The organism is Paraburkholderia largidicola (genome assembly GCF_013426895.1).
In the GTDB taxonomy this organism is placed as follows: domain Bacteria; phylum Pseudomonadota; class Gammaproteobacteria; order Burkholderiales; family Burkholderiaceae; genus Paraburkholderia; species Paraburkholderia largidicola.
Map to the genome: position 1 here is coordinate 2,764,761 of NZ_AP023174.1, position 17,009 is coordinate 2,781,769.

General features: G+C 62.5%; 16 protein-coding genes. 6 read left to right on the forward strand and 10 right to left on the reverse strand.

What is annotated here, in order from left to right; translation table 11 throughout:
- Positions 1-138 precede the first annotated feature (138 nt).
- Positions 139-1,812 (forward strand): dihydroxy-acid dehydratase, encoded by a 1,674-nt coding sequence (gene ilvD / locus PPGU16_RS12305; protein ID WP_180720227.1) that lies wholly within the window; start codon positions 139-141, stop codon positions 1,810-1,812.
- Between the two features lie 160 nt (positions 1,813-1,972).
- Positions 1,973-2,296, forward strand: coding sequence for a c-type cytochrome (locus PPGU16_RS12310; RefSeq protein ID WP_180720228.1), 324 nt, complete (start codon positions 1,973-1,975; stop codon positions 2,294-2,296).
- 17 nt (positions 2,297-2,313) lie between these two features.
- Here the strand turns inward: PPGU16_RS12310 and PPGU16_RS12315 are convergent, their stop codons facing one another.
- The 3 genes from PPGU16_RS12315 to PPGU16_RS12325 all read right to left on the reverse strand — a co-directional run bounded on the left by PPGU16_RS12315 (position 2,314) and on the right by PPGU16_RS12325 (position 5,026).
- The gene (locus PPGU16_RS12315) at positions 2,314-2,973 is read right to left on the reverse strand and encodes a DUF2486 family protein (protein WP_180720229.1); all 660 of its coding nucleotides are present in this window, start codon (positions 2,971-2,973) and stop codon (positions 2,314-2,316) included.
- A gap of 78 nt (positions 2,974-3,051) precedes the next feature.
- Positions 3,052-3,468: a DNA polymerase III subunit chi gene (locus tag PPGU16_RS12320; RefSeq protein WP_007582468.1), complete on the reverse strand. Its 417-nt coding sequence runs from the start codon at positions 3,466-3,468 to the stop codon at positions 3,052-3,054.
- A gap of 46 nt (positions 3,469-3,514) precedes the next feature.
- Positions 3,515-5,026, reverse strand: coding sequence for a leucyl aminopeptidase (locus tag PPGU16_RS12325; RefSeq protein ID WP_180720230.1), 1,512 nt, complete (start codon positions 5,024-5,026; stop codon positions 3,515-3,517).
- A gap of 136 nt (positions 5,027-5,162) precedes the next feature.
- Between PPGU16_RS12325 and lptF the strand changes: the two genes are divergently transcribed.
- Genes lptF through PPGU16_RS12340 form a run of 3 tightly spaced genes read left to right on the forward strand, consistent with a single transcriptional unit; the run spans position 5,163 to position 7,828 of the window.
- Positions 5,163-6,272 (forward strand): LPS export ABC transporter permease LptF, encoded by a 1,110-nt coding sequence (lptF, locus tag PPGU16_RS12330; protein ID WP_180720231.1) that lies wholly within the window; start codon positions 5,163-5,165, stop codon positions 6,270-6,272.
- Between the two features lie 3 nt (positions 6,273-6,275).
- On the forward strand, positions 6,276-7,424 hold the full coding sequence (gene lptG, locus PPGU16_RS12335; protein ID WP_180720232.1) for an LPS export ABC transporter permease LptG: 1,149 nt from the start codon (positions 6,276-6,278) through the stop codon (positions 7,422-7,424).
- 23 nt (positions 7,425-7,447) lie between these two features.
- On the forward strand, positions 7,448-7,828 hold the full coding sequence (locus PPGU16_RS12340) for a sirohydrochlorin chelatase (RefSeq protein WP_180720233.1): 381 nt from the start codon (positions 7,448-7,450) through the stop codon (positions 7,826-7,828).
- A 752-nt stretch (positions 7,829-8,580) separates the two neighbouring features.
- Here the strand turns inward: PPGU16_RS12340 and bla are convergent.
- The 7 genes from bla to PPGU16_RS12375 all read right to left on the reverse strand — a co-directional run bounded on the left by bla (position 8,581) and on the right by PPGU16_RS12375 (position 15,831).
- Positions 8,581-9,477, reverse strand: coding sequence for a class A beta-lactamase (bla, locus tag PPGU16_RS12345; RefSeq protein ID WP_180720234.1), 897 nt, complete (start codon positions 9,475-9,477; stop codon positions 8,581-8,583).
- A gap of 137 nt (positions 9,478-9,614) precedes the next feature.
- Entirely contained in the window at positions 9,615-10,382 is a 768-nt protein-coding gene (gene cobA / locus PPGU16_RS12350) for a uroporphyrinogen-III C-methyltransferase (RefSeq protein ID WP_180720235.1), read from the reverse strand.
- Positions 10,383-10,409: 27 nt separating this feature from the next.
- On the reverse strand, positions 10,410-11,726 hold the full coding sequence (locus PPGU16_RS12355) for a sulfate adenylyltransferase subunit 1 (RefSeq protein WP_180722621.1): 1,317 nt from the start codon (positions 11,724-11,726) through the stop codon (positions 10,410-10,412).
- Positions 11,727-11,781: 55 nt separating this feature from the next.
- Positions 11,782-12,741, reverse strand: coding sequence for a sulfate adenylyltransferase subunit CysD (gene cysD, locus PPGU16_RS12360; RefSeq protein WP_091780683.1), 960 nt, complete (start codon positions 12,739-12,741; stop codon positions 11,782-11,784).
- A 102-nt stretch (positions 12,742-12,843) separates the two neighbouring features.
- Positions 12,844-13,590 carry a phosphoadenylyl-sulfate reductase gene (locus PPGU16_RS12365; protein ID WP_180720236.1) on the reverse strand — a complete coding sequence of 249 codons (747 nt, stop codon included), beginning with the start codon at positions 13,588-13,590 and terminating at the stop codon, positions 12,844-12,846.
- Positions 13,587-14,132 carry a DUF934 domain-containing protein gene (locus PPGU16_RS12370; RefSeq protein WP_180720237.1) on the reverse strand — a complete coding sequence of 182 codons (546 nt, stop codon included), beginning with the start codon at positions 14,130-14,132 and terminating at the stop codon, positions 13,587-13,589. The genes PPGU16_RS12365 and PPGU16_RS12370 overlap by 4 nt, the downstream gene beginning before the upstream one ends.
- A 19-nt stretch (positions 14,133-14,151) precedes the next feature.
- Positions 14,152-15,831, reverse strand: a complete 1,680-nt coding sequence (locus PPGU16_RS12375; protein ID WP_180720238.1) for a nitrite/sulfite reductase — start codon at positions 15,829-15,831, stop codon at positions 14,152-14,154.
- A gap of 236 nt (positions 15,832-16,067) precedes the next feature.
- Here PPGU16_RS12375 and PPGU16_RS12380 point away from each other — a divergent pair, with 236 nt between their 5' ends.
- Positions 16,068-17,009 carry a CysB family HTH-type transcriptional regulator gene (locus PPGU16_RS12380; RefSeq protein ID WP_036003337.1) on the forward strand — a complete coding sequence of 314 codons (942 nt, stop codon included), beginning with the start codon at positions 16,068-16,070 and terminating at the stop codon, positions 17,007-17,009.

Consider the following 17,009-nt stretch of genomic DNA (forward strand, 5'->3'; position numbering starts at 1 on the left):
TTTTGCAGAAACTCCATTCTTGCCCAACGCGCCCGAACTAGACTAAAGAACCCGCGCTGGAACCGCCCAGGCCGTTGCGCCGCAAGCGGGAAGCGAGCCGATCGGCGCGCACATCAAAACAACTGGATGGAGCTCCCCATGCCGTACAACCGTCGTTCGAAGAACATCACGCAAGGCGTCGCGCGTTCGCCGAACCGCTCGATGTATTACGCGCTCGGCTACCAGAAGGAAGACTTCGACAAGCCGATGATCGGCGTCGCCAACGGCCACTCGACCATCACGCCGTGCAACGCCGGCCTGCAACGCCTCACCGATGCCGCCGTCGAAACCGTGAAGCGCTCCGACGCGAACCCGCAGACCTTCGGCACGCCGACCATCTCCGACGGCATGTCGATGGGCACGGAGGGCATGAAGTACTCGCTGGTGTCGCGCGAAGTGATCGCCGACTGCATCGAGACCTGTGTGCAAGGCCAGTGGATGGACGGCGTGGTCGTGATCGGCGGCTGCGACAAGAACATGCCGGGCGGCATGATCGGCCTCGCGCGAATGAACGTGCCGGGCATTTACGTGTACGGCGGCACCATCAAGCCGGGCAAATGGAAAGGCACCGACCTGACCATCGTGTCGTCGTTCGAAGCCGTCGGTGAGTTCACGGCGGGCCGCATGTCGCAGGAAGACTTCGAAGGGGTCGAACAGAATGCCTGCCCGACCACGGGCTCGTGCGGCGGCATGTACACCGCCAACACGATGAGTTCATCGTTCGAGGCACTTGGCATGTCGCTGATGTATTCGTCGACGATGGCGAACCCGGATCAGGAGAAAGTGGATTCGGCGGCCGAGTCGGCGCGCGTGCTGGTCGAGGCCGTCAAGCAGGATCTCAAGCCGCGCGACATCATCACGAAGAAATCGATCGAAAACGCCGTCGCGCTCATCATGGCAACGGGCGGCTCGACCAATGCCGTGCTGCACTATCTGGCCATCGCGCACGCGGCGGAAGTCGAGTGGACCATCGACGACTTCGAGCGGATGCGCAAGAAAGTGCCCGTGATCTGCGACCTGAAGCCGTCGGGCAAGTACGTCGCGACCGACCTCCACCAGGCGGGCGGCATCCCGCAGGTACTGAAGCTGCTGCTCGACGCGGGCCTGTTGCACGGCGACTGCGTGACCATTACGGGCAAGACGATCGCTGAAGAACTGAAGGACGTGCCGGCCAAGCCGCGCGCGGACCAGAAAGTGATTTATCCGATCGACAAGGCGCTCTACAGCGAAGGCCATCTGGCGATCCTCAAGGGCAACCTCGCGGAAGACGGCGCCGTCGCGAAGATCACCGGTCTGAAGAACCCGGTCATCACAGGCCCGGCGCGGGTGTTCGACGACGAGCAAAGCGCGATGGATGCAATCCTCGCCGACAAGATCAAAGCCGGCGATGTCGTCGTGCTGCGCTATCTCGGCCCGCAAGGCGGCCCGGGCATGCCGGAGATGCTCGCGCCGACGTCGGCCATCATCGGCAAGGGGCTTGGCGAATCGGTCGGCCTCATCACCGACGGGCGCTTCTCAGGCGGCACGTGGGGCATGGTCGTGGGTCACGTCGCGCCGGAAGCGTTCGTCGGCGGCACGATCGCGCTCGTGCAGGAAGGCGACTCGATCACCATCGACGCGCACAAGCTGCTGTTGCAGCTGAACGTCGACGACGCCGAGCTGCAACGCCGGCGCGGCGCATGGAAGCAGCCCGCGCCGCGCTACACGCGTGGTGTGCTGGCCAAGTTCGCGGCGCTCGTAAAGCCGGCGAACAAGGGCGCTGTCACGGACTGACGCGTCAGCCGTTCTGTGCCGCTTGACTGACGCGGCGCAGCATCGCACGTCGACGCCAGCAACGCTTCGATACGCAAAGGGGCACACGGATCGCCGTGTGCCCCTTTGCTCTTATAATGCGTCCACCACGAGCCGGGCTGAGTCACCGGCGGAGACCATAATGAAATCGAAGTCGTATGCGGCACTCGTGCTGGCAGGCACTTTGGCACTCACCAGCACGGCGCGCGCGCAGGCTCCAGGCCTTGCGCTGGCGCAGAAGCAGAATTGCATGAGCTGCCATTCTGTGACGCGGCAATTCATGGGACCTTCGCTGCACGATGTCGCGGCGAAATACGCGCCGCGCAGCGACGCCGTGGCCTACCTCACGCGCAAGATCATGGAAGGTAGCGCGGGCGTATGGGGACCCGTGCCGATGCCCGCCAACACACAGGTCACGCAGGACGAGGCGATGTCGCTGGCAAGCTGGATCCTGACGCTCAAGTAGCGTCCGCCGCGTGCGGTCTACTTGCTGGTCGTCGAGTTGCCGAGTTCCTCGCGGATCGCCTCGCGTACCCAGATGAGCATTTCCGTTTCCAGCGCGAGTGCCACCTCGCGCGTGATCTGATTGACGAGCCAGGTCGTGTGATCCTGGAACGCGTCGCGGCAACGCGCCTCGATCAGATTGCGGCCATCCCCTTTCAGATACGTCGAGAACCGCCCACGCAAGCGCTCAGCCAGCACGTCGGCGTCGTAGTCGGACCTCGTCGCGGGCGCAAGCACCGGCACGTGTTCCACCGGCGCCGTCAGCGAATCCGGCACGGGCGGCGCGACATACTGCTCGGCCGTCGACCCCGATGTGAACTCCGCTTCGCCCGGCACGAACTGCGCGGGCTCGCGGATCGGCGCACGCGGAGATTCGTAGATGGAATCGAGAACGGGCACGTCGTCGTCGGCATGGACGGACGGCGTTTGCGGCTCCGCATGTGTGTCCTGCGGAGCGTCGTGCACGTCATGCGTCGCCGCATGCTTGCCACGCGCGTGCGTACCTGCGTGCGTACCCTCATGACCATGCGAGCCGGAGCGCTTCGGCCGCTTGGCCTTCGCATGCGGCTCGTGGCCCGTCACCATCACGTCGGTCAGAAGGGGGATGTCTTGATCGGAAGAGTCGGAGGATTGGGACACGAAAACACTCCCTTTAAAGATCGGACGGACCGGTTCTGCGCGAATCGGACAAGACCACGCATCGAGCGGACAGAACGGTCAGGCGCCCTGCTTGTAGTTATTCAGAGCATAGCCGCGATCGCGGTAGAAGCGATAGCGCTCGCGACCCGCGGCCAGTTCGTCGGGCGCGTTGCCGACGATTTCCAGCAGGCGCTCGAAGCGCGCGAACTGCGACGGCACGGTCGCGCCCAGATTCAACAGTATCTGATGATGCGGCACGTCGTCGAGCGACGACGTGAGTACGACGGGCGTCTGCGCCGCGAGCGGACTACCCGCGAGGCAGTGTGGGATGAAGTCGAGCGGCGAGAAGGTCCACAACTGCTCGTCGAACGCGCGCAGGCGCGGCGGCTCGGCCAGCACGACGAGCGGCTGGCCGGCCTGATACGCCTTGCGCACGAGACGGCACGCATACTGCAGCGAATCGCCGACGTTCGAATGAAAGTCGATGCGGGTCATCGGCGATCCTGCTTCTCTGCGCTACATGCAATCGGACTACAACGCGTCATTGTGCAGCGCGGTCGATCAGGAACTGCGACAGGAGTGGCACAGGACGGCCCGTTGCGCCTTTCGCCGCGCCGCTCTTCCATGCGGTGCCCGCGATGTCGAGGTGCGCCCACGGATACGCTTCCGTGAAGCGCGACAGGAAGCACGCCGCCGTCACGCTGCCCGCCGGACGTCCACCGATGTTCGCGAGGTCGGCGAAGTTCGACTTCAGCTGATCCTGATACTCGTCGTCGAGCGGCAGACGCCATGCCGGGTCGGAGGCTTCCTTCGATGCGTCGAGCAGTTCGCCCGCGAGCGCGTCGTCCTTCGAGAACAGGCCGCTGTTGTGATGACCGAGCGCAATGATGCAGGCGCCCGTCAGCGTCGCGATGTCGATCACGGCAGCCGGTTTGAAGCGCTCGGCATACGTGAGCGCGTCGCACAGGATCAGGCGGCCTTCCGCGTCCGTGTTCAGCACTTCGATCGTCAGGCCCTTCATGCTGGTGACGATGTCGCCCGGCTTGGTCGCGTTGCCCGCGGGCATGTTCTCGCAGGTCGGAATGATGCCGACCACGTTCAGCTTCAGGCCCATTTCCGCGACGGCACGCAGCGTGCCGAGCACGGAGCCCGCGCCGCACATGTCGTACTTCATCTCGTCCATGCTGTCGCCCGGCTTGAGCGAAATGCCGCCCGTGTCGAACGTGATGCCCTTGCCGACCAGCACGACGGGCGCGGCCTTCGCGCTCCCACCCTGGTACTGGAGGACGATGAACTGCGGCGGCTCGACGGAACCTCTGGTGACCGACAGGAACGAGCCCATCTTGAGCGCTTCGAGCTGCTTCTGGCCGAGCACTTCGACCTTCAGCTTCCAGTCTTTCGCGAGCTTCTTCGCGGTCGTGGCCAGATAGGTCGGCGTGCAGACGTTGCCCGGCAGGTTGCCGAGGTCCTTGGTCAGATCCATGCCGTTCGACAGCGCGACGCCTTGCTTCAGCGCAACCTTCGCGAGCTTTTCGTCCGCCGCGTCGACGCTGAACACGATGCGCTTGAGCGCGCGCGTGCTGTTGTCCGGCTTGCTCTTCATCTGCGTGAACCGGTAGGTCAGCTCGCGCAGCGCGAGGATCGCGGCGCGCACGGCCCAATCCGACGAGCGCTCCTTGATGGGCGCCTGAGCCAGCGTGAAGGTGACCTGCGTGACCTTGGTGCCGAGGATCGCGCGCCACGCGGCGCGCACGGCATCGCCGTAGGCCTTCTGCGTGAAGGCGTCCTGCTTGCCGAGGCCGACCAGCAGCACGCGCGACGCGCCGATGCCCTGCACTTCATGCAGGAACACCGTGCTGCCCGTCTTGCCGTCCATGTCGCCGGCCTTGATGATGCGCGTGAGCAGACCCTTGGTGGCCGCGTCGATTTCCAGCGCCGCGCCCGACAGCGTCTGCGATTCGAACACGCCGATCACGATGCAATCCGATTTTCCGGTAAGGAACCCGTTGGTCGAGCCTTTGCTCCAATCACAGGCTTTTATGCTAAAGTCCATCGCGCTTGTCCTCGGATAAAATCTGGGCTTAGGATGAAAGCCGCAATTATCCGCTATTTTTCCCGCGGCGGCTGCACGAAGGCGTGACGGGGCTCAACCCCGCTGCCTGTCGGAGCGCGCCCTCTCCTCATCAACCATGATTTTTGAACGCTCTCTCCAGCGCGAACTGGCGTATACGGCTGGCGCCGTGTTCATGGTTCTGCTCACGCTGGTCCTGACGACGATGATGATCCGCATCGTCGGCTTCGCGGCGTCCGGTGAAATCGACCCGCGCGACGTGCTCGTGCTGATCGGCCTGACGGTCATCGGCTACCTCGCGATCATGCTGGTCGCGACGCTGTTCGTGTCGATCCTGTTCGTGCTCACGCGCTGGTACAAGGATTCCGAAATGGTCGTGTGGCTCGCCTCCGGTGTGAGCCTCACGCGTTTCATCAAGCCGATCGGCCTGTTCGCGACGCCCATCATCATTCTGATCGCCTTCTTCGTGTTCGTCGGCTGGCCGTGGTCGAACCAGCAGAGCAAGCTGATCCGCGCGCGCTTCCAGCAGCGCGACGAAGTCTCGCTGCTCGCGCCGGGCCAGTTCCGCGAATCGGCGACGAGCCATCGCGTGTTCTTCATCGAGAAGATGTCGCCCGATCAGGGCCACGTCGAGAACGTGTTCGTCACCAGCACCGAAGGCGGCAAGGTGAACGTGGTCGTGTCGAAGAACGGCCACACGGAAACGCAAAAGAACGGCGACCGCTTCGTCGTGCTCGAAAACGGCCGCCGCTACGACGGCGAGCCGGGCCATCCCGACTTCCGCATCATGGAGTTCGAACGCTATGGCGTGAAGATCCAGAGCCAGCCGGTCGTCAATACGCCCACCACGACGGGCACGCCGACGCTCGACCTGTTCCGCGACCCGACCCGCCAGAATCTGGCTGAATTCGCATGGCGCGCGGGCCTGCCCTTGATCGCGATCAACCTGATGCTGCTCGCCATCCCGCTCGCGCACCAGAATCCGCGCCGCAGCCGCACGATCAATCTCGTGATGGCCGTGTTGATCTATCTGACGTATTCGAACCTGCTGAACGTCGTGCAGTCATGGATCGAGCAAGGCAAGATGTCGTTCGGCGTGGGCCTCGTGGGGCTGCATATCGTCGTGGCGCTGGTCGTGGCGTTCATTTTCTGGCTGCGGGTGCGCAACCGGCCGCTCTTCACGCGTGCGACGTTCAGCCGGTCGAGCCGTCCGGCGCAGGGAGCGTGACCCATGCGCATCTATGAAAAGTATTTCGCGCGTCAGGTTTACCTCACGTTCATCTTCATTCTGTTCGCGTTTTCGGGTCTGTTCTTCTTCTTCGACCTGATCAACGAACTGAACTCAGTCGGTCACGGCAACTACAAGTTCCAGTACGCGGTGCTGCGCGTTGCGCTGCAGACGCCGTCGCGCTTCTACGAAATCATTCCTGTCGCCGCGTTGATCAGCGCGATCTACGTGTTCGCTCAGATGGCGGCGAATTCCGAGTACACGATTTTCCGCGTGTCCGGTCTCGCCACCAATCAGGCGCTGCGCTCGCTCCTGAAGATCGGCATTCCGCTCGTGTTCCTCACGTACCTCATCGGCGAAGTGGTCGGGCCGTACACGGACCAGTTGTCGGAGCGCGTGCGTCTGGAGGCGCTCGGCTCATCGGTCTCGAGCAATTTCGAGTCGGGTGTCTGGGTGAAGGACACGCTGACGGCGCGCGCCGACGGCGAGCAGGTGACGCGTTTCGTGAACGTCGGGCAGTTGCAGCCGGACGCGACCATCTCGAACGTGCGCATCTACGAGTTCGATTCGAAGTTCCGCCTGTCGAACGTGCGCATCGCGAAGTCGGGCAAGTATCAACCGCCTGGCCACTGGCTGTTGACGGACGTCACGGACACGCAACTGATCGATGTCGCGCAGGACGCCAGCAAGCCCGCCGATGCGTTGAACCCGGTGTATCGCGCGAAGCAGGTGACGTTGCCTGAGTACTCGCTGCGTTCGGAGTTGACGCCGCAGATTCTGTCGGTGCTGCTGGTCGCGCCGGAGAGGATGTCGATGTTCAATCTGTTCCGCTATATCCAGCACTTGACCGAGAACCATCAGGACACGCAACGGTATGAGATCGCGCTGTGGCGCAAGGTGCTGTATCCGTTTGCGGTGTTCGTGATGCTGGTGCTGTCGCTGCCGTTTGCTTATCTGCATACGCGGGCGGGCGTGGTTGGGGTGAAGGTGTTCGGCGGGATCATGCTGGGGATGAGCTTTCAGCTGTTCAATACGCTGTTCTCGCATATCGGTAATCTGAACACATGGCCAGCGCCGTTGACGGCGGCGACGCCGGGGTTGATCTATCTTGTGCTTGGGCTCGTCGGGCTCAAGTGGGTCGACAGGCATTAGGCACTTTTTCTCTGCGAGGCGGTATGGGATCTCATGGCGTGGTGCTGTTTGCGCATGGCGCGAGAGATCCTCGCTGGGCCGAGCCTTTTGAGCGGCTGCGCGCCCGGTTGCTCGAGTTGCGCGGGGCGGCCGCTGGACCGGTTTCGTTGGCTTTTCTTGAGCTTATGACGCCTGGTTTGCCTGAGGCTGTGGCTGCTCAGGTCGCAGCAGGAGCGTCTGTTGTCACCGTTGTGCCGGTTTTTTTCGGGCAAGGTGGGCATGTTCGGCGAGATCTGCCGGTGATTCTTGATCAGTGCCGCAGCGCGAATCCTTCTGCTGAGATTCGTTGTGCGACTGCTGTTGGCGAGGATGCCGAAGTTATTGAGGCGATGGCTGGGTATTGCCTGCGGCAGGCTTTGGTTTGAGGGTTTAGGGTTGTTTGTCTGCGACGCTTTGAGTGGTCTGCTTGTGTTGTCGCTGGCATCCGCGGTTTGTTAGCGTGCTTCACGCGTTGCCCCTGTGCGGGGCGGCACCTACTTTTCTTTGCCGCCGCAAAGAAAAGTAGGCAAAAGAAAGCGGCTCACACCGCCAGCCCGTGTATTTGCCTGAGGGCCCTCAACTGGTCTTATGCTCCACACGGCAACGTCTCTGTTGGCGCTCGTTGCCAACGCTTCGAATGAGCGCCTCCCCCACTTCAAATACCCGCACCAAGGCAAGCGTCAGCGGATGGTATGCGCCGCCCAGGTGGCAAACTGTGTGTAGGTTGTCGCGGCGTATAGCCTGGTGCTCCTACAGTGTGGGGCGCGTGCGCTATCGGTCCGATGTCAGGCATGGGGAGTACCTGGGCCTACACACAGTTTGCCACCTGGGCGGCCGTGGACTGTCTGGCACGGCATGCTGCAATTCGGGAGCATGAAGTGGGTGAGGCGCATTGCAAGAGCGCTGGCAACGAGCATGCGTCACGTGGCTGCCGTGTGAAGCGTAAGAACCTGTGGGGGCCCTCAGGCAAACACTAGAACTGGCGGTGTGAGCCGCTTTCTTTTGCCTACTTTTCTTTGCGGCGGCAAAGAAAAGTAGGTGCCGCCCCGCACAGGGGCAACGCCTGAAGCACGCTAACAAATCGCGGATGCCAGCAAAAACACAAGCAGACCACCCACAGCGTCGCAGACAAAAAAAATCACCTCATAGCATCAAACACGATCCTCGCAGCCTCAACCACGACCTCATCCTGCGGCAGCGTCTGCTTCGGCATCACGCCAGTGAAATAGACAGCGACAACAAAAGGCGCCGCCGAAGGCGGATACACAACCGCAACATCGTTAGCCGTCCCGTAATCCCCGCTCCCAGTCTTGTCGGCGACCAGCCAGCCAGAACCCGGCACGGCAGCCCGAATCCGAGCGGCACCCGTCGCGTTCCCCAGCATCCATGCCTTCAACTGCTCCCGCTGCTGCGGACCCAGCACATCATCGGCCAGCAGTAGCTTCTGCACATCGAGCATCATCGCCCGCGGCGTCGTCGTATCCCTCATATCGCCCGGCACGGACGCATTCACCTCGGGCTCCCCGCGCAGCAAATCAAACCACTCATCCCCAATCGAAACCGCGAACTGGTTCAACACCTCCGGCCCGCCGACAGCCGTCAGCAGCAGATTCGCCGCCGTGTTGTCGCTGTGCTGAAGCGCCGCAGCACTCAGTTCGCCGATCGTCATACCCTCCCCCACGTGCCGCTTCGTAACAGGCGAGTTCGCAACGAGATCAGCGTCACCGTATCGAACACGCTCATCGAGCAGACCACGTTCGGCCATGCTGCGCTTCAAAACCAGCGCAACGACAAGCAGCTTGAACGTGCTGCACATCGGAAACCGCTCCGACTCGCGATAGCCGACATACGACCCATCCGCCGTATTGAGCGCAGCCACACCAAGGCGCCCACCGCTCGACGCTTCAAGTTTTTCCAACCGCTCACGCGCGGCAAGATTGATCGAGACCGACGAAGCCGGCTGTGCGCGCACGCCGATCACAGGACCGGCCGCAAGCGCAATCAGTAAGGAACGACGCAAAGAAGAAAAAGGCATGAGTCCAGTTTGAATGCAAAGCGAAAGGAAATCTTAACGCAACGCACGTGCCTGGCTCGATGGCGCGCCGAAAAGACAATCGGCCGCATTCACTCTCGCGAATGCGGCCGATCAATACAAACAACAGCAATAGAAGTTTAAGCGACTCGCAACTCAGGCTGACCCTGCTCCGCAGCCGACTCCGGCTCGCTGCGCGTGACCCGTTCGGCGAACGCGTCGCCGATCATCAGCAGCGAAGGCTGCGACGCGTCGAGCCACAGTTGCGCATCGCCGGCAGCAAGTCCATCGAGTGTCAGCGTCAGCATGCGCTCGCGCGGCGTCGAGCATGCTTCGACGATCGCAACAGGCGTCGAGCCCGGGCGACCCGCGTCGATGAGTTGCTGCGCGATCTCGGGCGCGCTGTCGCGGCCCATGTAGAACACCAGCGAATCCGCGTTGACCTGCTCGCGAATCTCGGCAGAATCCGGCGCGCGGCTGTGCGTCGCGAGCGCCACACTGCGCGACACGCCACGCAGCGTCAGCGAACGACGCAGCGACGCTGCACTCGCCAATGCCGCCGTGATGCCCGGCACGACTTCATAGTCGATGCCCGCCGCTTCGAGCGCGCGCATTTCTTCATCGGCACGGCCGAACAGCATCGGATCGCCGCCCTTCAATCGCACCACAACGCCATGCTCGAGCGCGGCATCGACGATCTGCTTGTTGATGAAGTGCTGCGCCGTCGAGCGCTGCCCGCAACGCTTGCCCACCGCGATCTTGCGCGCGTGCGGCGCGTAGTCGAGCATCGCCGGCTCGACCAGCGCATCGTGCAGCACGACATCGGCGAGACCCAGCAGCCGTGCGCCGCGAACCGTGATCAGGTCCGCAGCGCCTGGCCCGGCGCCGATCAGATACACCTTACCCATTTGCTCCCGCTCCGTCCGCTCTCGACTTCAAGCGGAGAAAGAACGAATCATGCCGGCCGCGACCGTGTGATGCGTTGCTTCGTCGATCAGCACGAAAGCGCCCGTGCCCGGATGCGTGTCGTACTCGTCGGCGACGATCGGCTTTTGCAGCGTCAGCGACACGCGGCCAATATCGTTCATCGCCAGTTCGTGACGGTCCGTCGCGTGCGACAGCGTGTGCACGTCGAGCACCTGCTGGATGCCGCCGATGCGCGCGAACACCGTGCTCGTGGTTTGCTTCAACAGATACTTGCGGGCCGTCGACAGCGGCGCGTCGTCGAACCAGCACAGATCCGCTTCGAGCTTCTTCGCCGGTTGCACGACACCCGTTGCGAGCACGAACGTATCGCCGCGCGACACGTCGACGTCTTCCGCGAGGCGGATCGTCACCGTCTGGCCCGCGAACGCGCGATCCACTTGCGCCGTGCCGCCCGGCACGGGCGCGATGATCTCAGCAACGGTCGCCTGACGGTTCGCCGGCAACACGACGATCGAATCGCCGAGCTTCACTTCGCCCGATTCGACACGGCCCATGTAGCCGCGGAAATCGTCGGCCTGGCTGCCGTCCTGACGCGCGACCCATTGCACCGGGAAACGCAGTCCCTGATCCGTCGGCAGTTCGACGGGCAGCGCTTCGAGCACGTCGAGCAGCGGCTCACCTGCGTACCACGGCATGCGCTCGCTGGCCGTCACGATGTTGTCGCCCTTCAGTGCCGATACGGGCACGAAGCGCACATCGGCGAGACCGAGTTGACGCGCCAGCGTGACGTACGCGTCGCGAATTTCGTTGAAGCGCGCTTCGCTGTAGTCGACGAGGTCCATCTTGTTGATTGCGACGATCGCGTGCTGCAAGCCAAGCAGCTTGACGATCGCGCTGTGGCGCTTGGTCTGCGGCAACAGTTGCGCGACGCCGTCCTCGAACGTGACGCGCGTGGCGTCGACGAGAATGATCGCGGCGTGCGCGGTCGATGCGCCCGTCACCATGTTGCGCGTGTACTGCTCGTGGCCCGGCGTGTCGGCGATGATGAACTTGCGCTTCGCGGTTGCGAAGTAGCGGTACGCGACGTCGATCGTGATGCCCTGCTCGCGTTCGGCTTCGAGGCCGTCCGTCAGCAGCGACAGATCGATTTCGTCGCCGACCGTGCGCTTGTTCTTCGCGCGGGACAACGCCGACAACTGATCCGACAGCACAGCCTTGCTGTCGTACAACAGGCGGCCGATCAGCGTGCTCTTGCCGTCGTCGACGCTGCCTGCCGTGATGAAACGAAGCACGCCGAGGTCTTCAGGTTGATGAATGCTCATAATCTTCTTTGCCTCTGTCGACGGGAGTTCTCGCTTTAGCGCGTTACTCCCATCCCACTTAGAAATAACCTTGCTTCTTACGCGTTTCCATCGCCGCTTCCGACGTCTGGTCGTCCATGCGCGTCGCGCCACGTTCCGTGATTTCCGTCACGGCCGTTTCGGCGATGATCTTTTCCAGATCGTCCGCATCGCTTTCAACGGGGCATGTGCAGCTGATGTCGCCCACGGTACGGAAACGCACGACAGCTTCTTCGCTCGACTCGCCTTCGCGGATCGGCGTGAGCGGTGTCACGGGCACGAGCAGGCCGTTGCGGCGCACGATCTCGCGCTTGTGCGCGTAATAGATGGACGGCAGTTCAAGATTTTCGCGAGCGATGTATTGCCACACGTCGAGTTCCGTCCAGTTCGAAATCGGGAACACGCGCAGATGCTCGCCTTGATGCAGACGCGCGTTGAACAGGCTCCACAGTTCCGGGCGCTGTGCCTTCGGGTCCCACTGGCCGAACTCGTCGCGGAACGAGAAGATACGTTCTTTCGCGCGCGCCTTTTCTTCATCGCGACGCGCGCCGCCGATCATCGCCGTGTAACCGTATTGCTCGATCGTTTCCAGCAGCGTGACGGCTTGCGCGGCATTGCGCGAATCCGTTTCGCGGCGCAGACGCACCGTGCCTTTCTTGATCGAATCTTCGACATGACCGACCACCAGTTCCGCGCCGATTTCCTTCGCGCGGCGGTCGCGGAAATCGATCACTTCGTCGTAGTTGTGACCCGTGTCGATGTGCACCAGCGGGAACGGCAACTGCGTCTTGCGGTTCGCGCCGAGGCCGAACGCCTTCAACGCGAGCGCCAGCACGACGACGGAATCCTTGCCGCCCGAGAACAGCAGCGCGGGCTTGCTGCATTCGGCAACGAGTTCGCGCAGGATGTGGATCGACTCGGCCTCGAGCCAGTCGAGGTGGTCCATCCGGTTCGCCGTGACGTTCAGCGGGTTGACAGTGGAATCGAGCGTCGTGCTCATGTTCAGGTCCTTCGTTGGTTCGTGTCGCATGATCGGGTTCTCACCAGATGTGTACGACACGAGGAGATTCAATCGAAATCTGCTTCAGCGTTCGCGTGCGGCTCAGTGGAGCGGCGACGCGTTTTCCGTGATCACCGTGACGGGAATCGTCGTGATGTGCAGCCCGCATTCCTTCGTATCGCGCGACTCCCACCACCAGCGCCCTGCCCGGCTGTCTTCGCCGGGGCGCACGGCGCGCGTACACGGCTCACAGCCGATGCTCGGATAGCCGCGCGCATGCAGCGGATTTACGGGCACGTCGAACGCTTTCAGGTAGGCCCAGACATCGGCTTCCGTCCAGTCGGCGAGCGGGTTGTACTTGCCGATATTGCGGGCGTGATCCTGCTCTTCCTCGTGCAGTTCTGCGCGCGTCACCGACTGCTCGCGGCGCTGGCCCGTCACCCACGCGCCCACGTCCGACAGCGCGCGGTTCAGCGGCTCGACCTTGCGGATCTCGCAGCAGCGCTTGCGCAGATCGATGCTTTCGTAGAACGCGTTCAGACCATGCTGCGCGACGTATTCATCGACGGAATCCGCCAGCGGATGAAACTGCTCGATCTCGTAGCCATAGCGCTCGCGCACACGGTCGATCATGCCGAGCGTTTCTGCATGCAGACGGCCCGTGTTCAGCGAAAAAATACCGATCTTCACGTTGCGCGACAGAATGGCATGCGTGAGCAGCATGTCTTCGGCCGCGAGGCTGCTGGCGAACTTGACCTTGTCGTGACGCTGCGCGATCGAATCGAGCAGCGCGTCCAGACGTCCGATCTTCGCTTGCAGTTCAGCCGTGATGCCCGTTTCGCTCGTCATACCGACGCCTTCTGTGCGGCAGCGGCCGCTTCGCGATGGCGAAAGAGTGGCGAAGGATCGTCGAATGCACCTTGATACTGGACAGTGAATTCGGTGAACGCCTTCAGCGCGTCGTGGATGTCCTTGTCTTCGCGCAGCGCATACGCATTGAAGCCGCAACGCTCGTAAAAGCGCAACTGGTCGCGCAACACGTCGCCGATCGCGCGAATCTCGCCCTTGTAACCATAGCGCTCGCGCAACAGACGCGCGGTGCTGTAGCCACGGCCATCGCGGAACACCGGGAAGTCCACGGCGATCAGCGCGAGCTTGTCGAAGTCCGCGACGATGTCGGCGGGTTCGCTGTCCGGCGCGAGCCACACGCCGAGTTCCTGCGCGCTGCGCGACGCCGTCAATTCGTCACGCGACGCCTGCCACAACGCGAACGGAACAATGATCTTGCCTGCGGGCAATGCGTCGACCGCGGGCAACGTGCCGTCTTCGGCTGCGCGGATTACCGTGAAGTCGTCGTTGACGATTGCGCGGTCCTTGATAATCGATGCCATCTGCTAATCCTTGTTCCCGTTACGCGTGAGCCGGCTGACGCGATGCGTACACGCGTTCCTTGAACGGCGCGAGTCCGATGCGGTTGTACGTGTCGATGAAGCGTTCGCCGTCGATGCGATGCTCGACGAACGTATCGATCACCTTCGACACCACGTCCGGCATTTCTTCCGCCGAGAACGACGGACCGATTACGCGGCCGAGCTTCGCGCCGTCATGACCCGTGCCCTGCTCGCCGCCGAGCGACACCTGGTACCACTCGGAGCCGTCCTTGTCGACGCCCAGCACGCCGATGTTGCCGACGTGATGGTGACCGCACGAGTTCATGCAGCCCGAAATGTTCAGCGACAGGTCGCCCAGGTCGTATACGAAGTCAGCGTTGTCGAAGCGTTCCTGGATTGCCTGTGCAATCGGAATCGACTTCGCGTTGGCCAGTGAGCAGAAATCGCCGCCCGGGCACGCGATGATGTCGGTCAAGAGACCGATGTTCGGCGTCGCGAAACCTTGCGCCTTGGCCTTTTCCCACAGCGCGTACAGATCGCGCTTCTTGACGTTCGCGAGAATCAGGTTCTGTTCGTGCGACACGCGGATTTCGCCGAGCGAGTATTCCTCGGCCCAATCAGCGACGGCGTCCATCTGCTTGTCGGTTGCGTCGCCAGGCGCGATGTCGCGCGGCTTCAGCGAGATCGTCACCGACGAATAGCCCGACACGCGGTGCGGGCGCACATTGCGCTCCACCCAGCGTGCGAACGGCTTGCTTTCGAGCAGATGCTTTTCGAACGAAGCGTCGGTGTCCGGCAGCTTTTCATAGACAGGCGGCTGGAAGTACTGCGACACGCGCGCGACTTCCGTTTCCGTCAGCGTCGACGGGCCGTCCTTCAGGTGTTGCCACTCTTCCTCTACCTGCTGCGCGAACTTCGCGGGCGACAGCGCCTTCACGAGAATCTTGATGCGCGCCTTATACAGGTTGTCGCGGCGGCCGTAGCGGTTGTACACGCGCAGCACGGCTTCGCAGTACGTCAGCAGATGCTGCCAGGGCAGGTCTTCCTTGATGATCGCGCCGATGATCGGGGTGCGACCCAGACCGCCGCCCGCGAGGATGCTGGCGACCACTTCACCCGCGTCGTTCTTCTTCAGATAGACGCCGAGATCGTGGATCTGCACGGCTGCGCGGTCTTCCTTCGTACCCGACACGGCGATCTTGAACTTGCGGGGCAGCCACGCGAATTCGGGGTGGAACGTCGACCATTGGCGCATGATTTCCGCCCACGGACGCGGATCGACGATTTCGTCGGGCGCGACGCCCGCGAACTGATCGGCCGTGATGTTGCGGATACAGTTGCCCGACGTCTGGATGCCGTGCATCTGGACGGACGCGAGCTTGCGCAGGATTTCAGGCGTTTCTTCGAGCTGGATCCAGTTGTACTGGATGTTCGAGCGCGTCGAGAAATGGCCGTAGCCGCGGTCGTGCTCGCGCGCGATCGTCGCCAGCATGCGCAACTGGTCGCTGCGCAGGTTGCCGTAAGGAATCGCGATGCGGTGCATGTATGCGTGGCGCTGCATGTACAGGCCGTTCTGCAGGCGCAGCGGGCGGAATTCTTCTTCGCTCAATTCGCCCGACAGGCGGCGGCGAACCTGGTCGGCATACTGCGCGACGCGTTCGTCGACGATGGTCTGGTCGTACTGATCGTATTGGTACATTCGGGGACCCCAGGGTTTGTTCGTCTCACACGACGCGGCGTTCCGGTTACGCCGCGCTTCGGATTCGTCTTCATCAGTCTGCTTTGAGCGAGACGGCGACCAGCCGTTTAGACGCATCGCTCATTTGCTAATGACAAAAACAGATATCCATATTGGAAAAACTGGACAAATCGTAATAAACTCGCCTTATATTTCAAACGACTAAAAAATTCTTTTGATATGCGGCGAGGTTATATATGAACCTGCATCAGTTCCGCTTCGTGCGCGAGGCCGTCCGCCAGAACTTCAACCTGACGGAAGCCGCCAAGGCGCTGTATACAAGCCAGCCGGGCGTCTCGAAGGCGATCATCGAGCTGGAAGATGAGCTGGGCGTCGAAATCTTCACGCGGCACGGCAAACGCGTGCGCTCGCTGACGGAACCGGGCCGGATCATTCTGGCGTCCGTGGAGCGGATTCTTCAGGAGGTTGAGAGCCTGAAGCGCGTCGGTAAAGATTACGCGGCGCAGGATCAGGGCAATCTCGTGATCGCCGCGACGCACACCCAGGCGCGCTACTCGCTGCCCGCCGCCATCGCCGAATTCAAGAAGCGGTTTCCGAAGGTCCACCTTTCGATTCTGCAAGGCAGCCCGACCCAGGTCGCCGAGCTGGTTCTGCACGACCAGGCGGACGTCGCCATCGCGACGGAGGCGATCTCGACCTATAAGGAACTGGTGTCGCTGCCGTGCTTCACCTGGCACCATCTCGCCGTGATGCCCGCCGACCATCCGCTGCTGGAGCGCAAGCAGCTGTCGCTGGACGACCTCACGCAGTATCCGCTGATTACGTACGACAACGCGTTCGCCGGCCGCACCAAGATCAACGAAGCGTTCCGCCTGCGCGGCCTGCATCCCGACATCGTCCTCGAAGCGATCGACGCGGACGTGATCAAGACCTACGTCGAACTGGGACTGGGCGTCGGCATCATGGCCGACATCGCGTTCAATGCGGAGCGCGACCGCCATCTGCGCGCGATGCCCGTCGGGCATCTGTTCGGCAGCAACGTGACGCGCGTCGCGCTCAAGCAGGGCGCGTATCTGCGCAGCTATGTGTATACGCTCGTCGAACTGCTGTCGCCGAACATGAACCGCAAGCTGATCGAGCAGGCGCTCAAGGGCGATCACGAAACGTACGAGCTTTGA

Coding starts and splice junctions, on each gene's coding strand:
- ilvD (WP_180720227.1), top strand. CDS start 139: ATGCCGTACAACCGTCGTTCGAAGAACATCACGCAAGGCGTCGCGCGT.
- PPGU16_RS12310 (WP_180720228.1), top strand. CDS start 1,973: ATGAAATCGAAGTCGTATGCGGCACTCGTGCTGGCAGGCACTTTGGCA.
- PPGU16_RS12320 (WP_007582468.1), bottom strand. CDS start 3,468: ATGACCCGCATCGACTTTCATTCGAACGTCGGCGATTCGCTGCAGTAT.
- PPGU16_RS12325 (WP_180720230.1), bottom strand. CDS start 5,026: ATGGACTTTAGCATAAAAGCCTGTGATTGGAGCAAAGGCTCGACCAAC.
- lptF (WP_180720231.1), top strand. CDS start 5,163: ATGATTTTTGAACGCTCTCTCCAGCGCGAACTGGCGTATACGGCTGGC.
- lptG (WP_180720232.1), top strand. CDS start 6,276: ATGCGCATCTATGAAAAGTATTTCGCGCGTCAGGTTTACCTCACGTTC.
- PPGU16_RS12340 (WP_180720233.1), top strand. CDS start 7,448: ATGGGATCTCATGGCGTGGTGCTGTTTGCGCATGGCGCGAGAGATCCT.
- bla (WP_180720234.1), bottom strand. CDS start 9,477: ATGCCTTTTTCTTCTTTGCGTCGTTCCTTACTGATTGCGCTTGCGGCC.
- cobA (WP_180720235.1), bottom strand. CDS start 10,382: ATGGGTAAGGTGTATCTGATCGGCGCCGGGCCAGGCGCTGCGGACCTG.
- cysD (WP_091780683.1), bottom strand. CDS start 12,741: ATGAGCACGACGCTCGATTCCACTGTCAACCCGCTGAACGTCACGGCG.
- PPGU16_RS12365 (WP_180720236.1), bottom strand. CDS start 13,590: ATGACGAGCGAAACGGGCATCACGGCTGAACTGCAAGCGAAGATCGGA.
- PPGU16_RS12370 (WP_180720237.1), bottom strand. CDS start 14,132: ATGGCATCGATTATCAAGGACCGCGCAATCGTCAACGACGACTTCACG.
- PPGU16_RS12375 (WP_180720238.1), bottom strand. CDS start 15,831: ATGTACCAATACGATCAGTACGACCAGACCATCGTCGACGAACGCGTC.
- PPGU16_RS12380 (WP_036003337.1), top strand. CDS start 16,068: ATGAACCTGCATCAGTTCCGCTTCGTGCGCGAGGCCGTCCGCCAGAAC.